This is a genomic window from Streptomyces sp. NPDC006384 (genome assembly GCF_042870695.1).
Taxonomy (GTDB): Bacteria; Actinomycetota; Actinomycetes; order Streptomycetales; family Streptomycetaceae; genus Streptomyces.
Genome location: NZ_JBIAHR010000047.1, coordinates 1 through 6,551, shown reverse-complemented (window position 1 = coordinate 6,551; position 6,551 = coordinate 1). Strand labels below are relative to the sequence as shown.

7 protein-coding genes are annotated in these 6,551 nt (G+C 25.8%); 3 read left to right on the top strand and 4 right to left on the bottom strand.

Annotation, left to right across the window (positions count from 1 at the left end):
- Positions 1–786 precede the first annotated feature (786 nt).
- Both ACFYOJ_RS35900 and ACFYOJ_RS35895 read left to right on the top strand, forming a co-directional pair.
- The gene (locus ACFYOJ_RS35900; protein WP_002494370.1) at positions 787–954 is read left to right on the top strand and encodes a hypothetical protein; all 168 of its coding nucleotides are present in this window, start codon (positions 787–789) and stop codon (positions 952–954) included.
- On the top strand, positions 929–1,360 hold the full coding sequence (locus ACFYOJ_RS35895; RefSeq protein WP_388598610.1) for a hypothetical protein: 432 nt from the start codon (positions 929–931) through the stop codon (positions 1,358–1,360). Before ACFYOJ_RS35900 ends, ACFYOJ_RS35895 begins: the two co-directional genes overlap by 26 nt.
- 159 nt (positions 1,361–1,519) lie before the next feature.
- Here the strand turns inward: ACFYOJ_RS35895 and ACFYOJ_RS35890 are convergent, their stop codons facing one another.
- Together ACFYOJ_RS35890 and ACFYOJ_RS35885 are read right to left on the bottom strand one after the other, a co-directional pair.
- The gene (locus ACFYOJ_RS35890; protein ID WP_002494368.1) at positions 1,520–1,969 is read right to left on the bottom strand and encodes a hypothetical protein; all 450 of its coding nucleotides are present in this window, start codon (positions 1,967–1,969) and stop codon (positions 1,520–1,522) included.
- Between the two features lie 554 nt (positions 1,970–2,523).
- Positions 2,524–2,919, bottom strand: a complete 396-nt coding sequence (locus ACFYOJ_RS35885) for a DUF3139 domain-containing protein (protein WP_002494367.1) — start codon at positions 2,917–2,919, stop codon at positions 2,524–2,526.
- A 103-nt stretch (positions 2,920–3,022) separates the two neighbouring features.
- On the opposite strand from ACFYOJ_RS35885, the gene ACFYOJ_RS35880 reads away from it, so the two are divergent.
- Positions 3,023–3,391 carry a DUF3139 domain-containing protein gene (locus ACFYOJ_RS35880; RefSeq protein WP_002494366.1) on the top strand — a complete coding sequence of 123 codons (369 nt, stop codon included), beginning with the start codon at positions 3,023–3,025 and terminating at the stop codon, positions 3,389–3,391.
- Positions 3,392–4,487: 1,096 nt separating this feature from the next.
- Here the strand turns inward: ACFYOJ_RS35880 and lepB are convergent.
- Together lepB and ACFYOJ_RS35870 are read right to left on the bottom strand one after the other, a co-directional pair.
- On the bottom strand, positions 4,488–5,054 hold the full coding sequence (gene lepB, locus ACFYOJ_RS35875; protein WP_002456288.1) for a signal peptidase I: 567 nt from the start codon (positions 5,052–5,054) through the stop codon (positions 4,488–4,490).
- 178 nt (positions 5,055–5,232) lie between these two features.
- Positions 5,233–6,099, bottom strand: coding sequence for a replication initiation protein (locus ACFYOJ_RS35870; protein WP_002494364.1), 867 nt, complete (start codon positions 6,097–6,099; stop codon positions 5,233–5,235).
- Positions 6,100–6,551: the final 452 nt, after the last annotated feature.

Below are 6,551 nucleotides of genomic sequence, written 5' to 3'. Positions count from 1 at the left end.
AATTCTTTAAACACAAAGTAACTATCCGCCCAATCAATAGTCGCTCAATTTGTTGAGTGGCTATTTTTAATGCTTTATTCCAATTGCTTTATTGACGTTGAACCTCCGAATCTTTAACAATCCCTAAACTTATCGAATCGTCGGCTTAATAGCTTACGCTATGCCGACATTCGGCTTCAAGTTTAGTTAAGGGTTCTTCTCAACATCAATAAATTTTCTCGGTATAAATGCGTGTGATATGATTAATGTAGTACTCCCTTTCATTTAATACATCAAAAACTATTCTTCAGACTACTCATTTTTTGAGTAGTCTTTTTATTTTGCATTTTAAGCCCTTTCTAGAACATTTTATTAAAAAATGACTAAAAACTTTTTTGTTCAACAGATAGGCTATAAATCATTTTAAAATTTCTTTCTCAACACTTTCAGAAAGGAAAATATATTTTTTATCTCAATTGTTCTTCTTAGAAAAAAGCTAAAACCTGAAAAAGTAGGTATATAATGTAACTTTTGTATTTTAAAGAGCATAAGGAAATCCATTACCGCTTAAGGTAGTATTCAGCATAGCTGAAGGACTATCTTACCATTTGCTTTGCTCATTTATTCTTAGTTGAAAACTATAGGGCTTTTTTGAGAGGAAAAAATTGTTTTTCTTTTATCGTTTGTCGTAATTATAATAGCTCCATAAAGTAAAAAACAAACTATACTATACTTCTTTTATGGGTACAAACTTGACTTTGTACGCATGTAATGCTACTTTATACGCATAAATAAAAGGAGAGTGTTGTGGGTTTGAATGAAAGAGAACAAAGACAAAAGTTAAATATTACTCTTCCTCCTAAATTAATAACTAATTTAGATAAAGTTAAAACAAAATATGGTATTAATAAATCTAAACAAATTGAAAATTTAATATCAAAATATTTAAATGAAGAATATGGTAATCTTGAATAAGCAAAAAAGGATGATTAGAATGAAAAAAGCAATATTTAGTATTATTATTTCTCTTATTTTAGTTCTAACTGTTACTGGATGTAGTAATAGTTCTAAAGAAAAACCAATTAAAAAAAGTGCATTAGAAATTAATCCTACAAGTAAAGCTGTTAATATTACAATAAATAAAAAAGAAAATAACAAACCTGAAAAAATTGGGAAAGTGTATCGATATAAAAATAACAATGCAAAAGAAATTACTAATGACGGTATTAAAAAAGATACTAAAGATACATTGATTTGGAAAGGTGTAGCAAACAAATACGACAATGTAAAAGATTTATTAGGAGAAAGTATTCTTTATGAAGTTAAATATAAAAATGGGGATATAAAAAAATTCGAGAGAAAAATTAAATATACTGAATAAAATTGAAAGTAGTGATGATAATGGAAAATATTTTAAGAATAATAGCTGAAATATTATCTAATATCTATGAATTCATAAATTATGGTCTAAAATTCAACCGTTCAAAAAAGCTTGAAAATAAATGTGAGGGGAAGGATTAATCCTTCCCCTCACATTTATTTAATTATAACTATGTTTAAAATTCTTAGCTATAGTATGGTTCGGACCTGTTGTTGCAGTATACATATCATAAGAAATTGTTACGCCTGTACCTTTTTTAGCTGCTGTGTAAAAATAGCTACCTTTTAATTCATTTTTCAATCCAAAATCAAAGGCTTTATAAATAGCCGAGGATGCTTTAACATAACCATTTTTACTAAGTTTACTAGCAGCAGATACTAATTTGTTTCCTGAATGAACTCCTTTAGAAAATTTAACTACTTTTTTAACTTCTTTTTTAGAAAAATGGTGTTTATAATGACCAACATATACATATTTTTGACCTTTGTAAGTTATAGTTGTTTTATATTTTGTTTTAGCACTCGCAGTATTACCTTGATTAATTGAAGAAAAAGATAATCCGGTTAAAACTAATAAACTTGCAATAAAAACTGAAAGTAACTTTTTCATAAAAAGACCTCCTGTAAAATATTTATATGTTTAAATATGACTTTATCATATAAATTAAGTTATAACTACTTTAATTAAAAAAATTAACACTATATATATTTTTTTAAAATTCAGTTAATAAAGATGGATCTTTATTAACTGAATTTTAGTAGCCTATTTTTATTAAACATTAAGTATAGAAAATGGTATTTACCAGTTCTATTTTTCAATTTCTATCTCTTTTACAATCTTTAATATCGGCATGATTAGTAATGATAAAATAAAGGCTGATTCTAAAATCAGAAAAATATTTATTTCTTTAAAAAATATTAAATCTATCACATATCCAAAAATACAAAATATGATAAAGAGGCAAATAAAATGAACAATTGATTTCAATGCTAATACTCCTTTTTGCTTTCTAAGCTATTTTAAACTTTATACAGGCTTTTCATTTAATGGCATATATAAGCCTCCAAATTACAAGATAGAAAACGAATCATAAAAAAGCATTAAACAAATTGAAAGAACACTAAAAAGCAAGCGACTATCAATTATCGTAGTCGCTTGCTTTTTTATTTCAGATCATATTTTTCTTCAAAATGCATTTTTCTTAAATATTCTTTGTACTTTTTTTTACTATCAAAATCTTTATCATATTCATCTTTCAAAACAGCATTTCCATATACTTTATTGTCTTCATCAATAGAATATGTATACGTATTATAAGGCTCATCTTTAAAAGTGACTTGTAAATCATTATCTCCAGTATTGAACGTAAATATATTTTTTTCTTCTTTAACTTTATCTTCCCAACCTTTTTGTTTGAAAATATGGTGAACTTTTTGTTTTAGTTTAGCTTCTTCATGTTTTTGAACATTAGCATAATGGTGCACTATACTAAAAATTAATGTTAAAACGATAAGAAGAACGATAAAGATGATACCTGTAATTTTATATTTTCTTTTCATATTAGTCTCCTTAAGTAAATTTATTTAATTAATATTTTGTAAAATTAAATACAATAATACATATTTATCATAAAAATTATTAAAAAAGAGGAATTATACAAAAATGAAGAAAATCTTAAAAATATTAATAACTTCTATTATTGTTATCATTATTACCTTAACAGTTTGGACTTTTAGTGTGATTACTTATCAGGAACACAAGAGTGAGAAAATCATCGATCACGTTATAGAACGTAAGGGTTGGGATAAAAAAATAAAAAATGAAAAAATGAGTTTTAATATTATGATGGGATATGCTGAAAAAGATATTGCTTTTAAAGATCAACCATATAGTGAGTATGAGTATAACGTGACACCAGCACCAGCACCATGGACAGATGATAAAGAATATAAGGTATGGGGGGAAACAGATTTACAAAAGAAAGACTCCTATTATAAATATCTTTTAGAATCAGAACCTTACAGAAAATAATATAAATGTATAACATAATAAAAAATAGAGATCATTCATCTATCACTTAAAGACAGCGTAGACTTTTACCTAATTATATTAATAAAATGATATTGAAGGAAAAATAATATTGAAAAGAGAAATTTTAAAATGAAATGGTTAAAAATCATTATATTAATTTTATCTTTAGTTCCAATAGAATTTATCGGATTATTTACTGATTATCAAACAGGTTTATTAATAGGTTACATCCCATTTATAATAGTTGCTATATTAATAAGTAGATCTATTTTTAAATTCGGCTTAAAAAATAATATAAGTATTATAATAAGTAGATGTATTGGAACATTTCTTTCTTGGGAATGTGTTCATTGGTTTATGAATATTTACGATTCATCAGATTATTTTAAACCTCTTACTACAGATATTTTCGCATTATTTTTAGGAGCTATTCATTTCATAGTTATTATGCTTATATATTTAGTTATCTATGGTTTTTCTCATCGCAATAATTAACTATTATGTTACTTATATTAAAGGACACAAAGATTAATTTAACAATGTTTGTGTTTTTGAGTATTTATACAAAGGCACTACCCATAATAGTTAATTATGTCAACTTGTAGTAAAGGCTTAAACGCTGTTAAATCAACGTTTAAGCCTTTGTCTTGTGATTATCGTTTATTCAGGTTTTATACATCATTGTTCTCACGCGTTTTCATACTTTTTCATTAAATGAACTTTTGTATCTTTATTCAAAAACGGAGAATCTATTAAAATCAGATTCTGTTATACTAAAAAAGCACTTCCCGTGCAGAAAGGAGGTGCCACATCTAATGATTGTCGTTCTGTTTGTTGTGAAATATATCGTATGTCCAATTATTGTTGGACGTGTTCTTTATTTAATAAATCAAGAACAACGATAAAAAAGAAACCCCAGCATATGCTTTGGTCGGCATGCTGGGGTTTTCACATCCAATGATGTGTCTGTCTGTTTGTTATTTTTAGTATATCTTGCATGAAGAAATTTGTAAAATTAAATAGATATTCGAATGAACTAATTATGTAATCGTCAACAATATCTCAAGCTAGCTTTATAACTTAGCTTTTTTATCATTCATCGATTAAAATTATACTTCATATCATTAAAAGGCCAAAATCTTAAAATAACTTTTCCTACGATTTGTTTTTTAGATATTAACCCCACCTCAGAATATCTACTATCAATACTGTTTGTCCTATTGTCTCCGAGAACTAAATACTTATCTTTAGGTATTATCATTTTATTTTTAGATCCCTTTATATTTGATACATTAAAATCTTCTGTTAAATTTTCACTGGAGTTATTCATTTTTTTATTATAGTCAAGGTAAGGTTCTTTGATATAATTTTTATTGATATATAACTTGTCATTTTTATATTCAATTTGATCTCCTGGTTTACCAATCAATCGTTTTATAAAGTCATTATTGCTATTTTGATGAAATACAATAACATCTCCAGACTTTAAGTGATTTAATGATTTGGATATTTTGCTGACTACTACTTTATCTTTATTGTTAAACGTTGGATACATTGATAATCCTGATACAGTATAAGGTTTAAATAAAAAATTATTTACTAAAAATAATAGTAATATAGCTACTATTATGGCTATTAACCATTCCTTAAATTCTTTTTTCATTACATAATTTCCTTTTTAGATTTTATAAATTTTATCCTATTTTAGGTTATCACTTATATTTTTAATATCCTACCAAAAGTAGTTCATTATTTATGATGTCTTTTCTTTTTTAGTGATAAGACAAATCCCATTATTAAAGGAAATAAAAGCAAAATATAGATGTAGCTCATTTAAGTTATTATTCTTCCCATTTTTCTTCTAATTGACGTTGAAATGCCTCTCGATCTTGTTTTAATTTTGCATCTTCGTCATGTGACTCTTGAGATTGTTTATATATCTTGTCGTCTAACCATTTAGGTGTCTTTTCACGATTAGTATATTGGCGCGACTTACCTATATTAGTTATTTGTGGCTGTCGTTTGTTGTGAATACGTTTCTCAGCGTCAAAGATAAATTCTAAGTATTCAATTTTTCGACCTTTTTTAGCTTTAACTTTATTAATATTAAGATTATTAAAAATAGGTGTAAGCTCTTTAGATATTGGCTTTAATACACGTTTAGTAATGTCACACATTTGATAAGACTTTGATACGTCTAATCGAGTTCTAAAATCTTCCATTGATAATTTTAAATATCCAGTATGTTTATATTGTTTAAGTAAGCGAAACATGGTTTTAGAGTACGAAGATTTTAAATTAGTCAGTTCTTTTAATTCGAATTTTGTAAAATTACGAGTAATATCATTTAAAACAAACTTTAAGTCAGGATTAGTGGAAATTTCAAGATACTTCTCCGTTTTATGAATTTTAAAGTGATTGAAAAGTACAAAAAACTCTATTACATCCTCATCTTCTCTTCGATAAGTTATCTCGAGCATCTTTTTATAAATATTTTGTAAATCTCCAATAAAACGATTAAGATTTCTAGTTTCATAGTTATAATTACTTAAATATTTAAGTTCTTCAAAACTTAAATATAATTTATTAGTATCTTGTTCTTTTAGCTTATTACACATAGCAAAAAATAAGTCTATTTCAACAGAAGTAAATTTTCTCAAAGGAACCAAATTCATTTCATTATGATAAATAACAGTTTCGTTCGACATATATATCACTCCAAAAAAGGTCATTTTTTTTATAAGTCCTTGTATATCATATACATATTATCACTATAATAGTTTTATTAAAAGTATTTGCCACATAAAAAATGTCGAATTAAAATAATGACCTTTTTTATGTGGCAAAATGACCTTTTTTATGTGGCAAAATGACCTTTTTTATGTGGCAAAATGACCTTTTTTATGTGGCAAAATGACCTTTTTAAGTTGTGAAATCTACTGTCGCTCTAAGGATTAAAGCACACCTAAAAAGGTTTATAAAAAGATTTATAAAAATATATTAAAAAGGTCGGAGTGAAATACTCCAAATTCATTCAAATATACTTCTAAAGAAACGAACACAAAAATAAACTTTAAAAAATATCTTCATCAATTAATTTAGAAATCATACTCACATCTATCATTTCCAATACAATATCTTTGCTACCTTGGAATTCTTA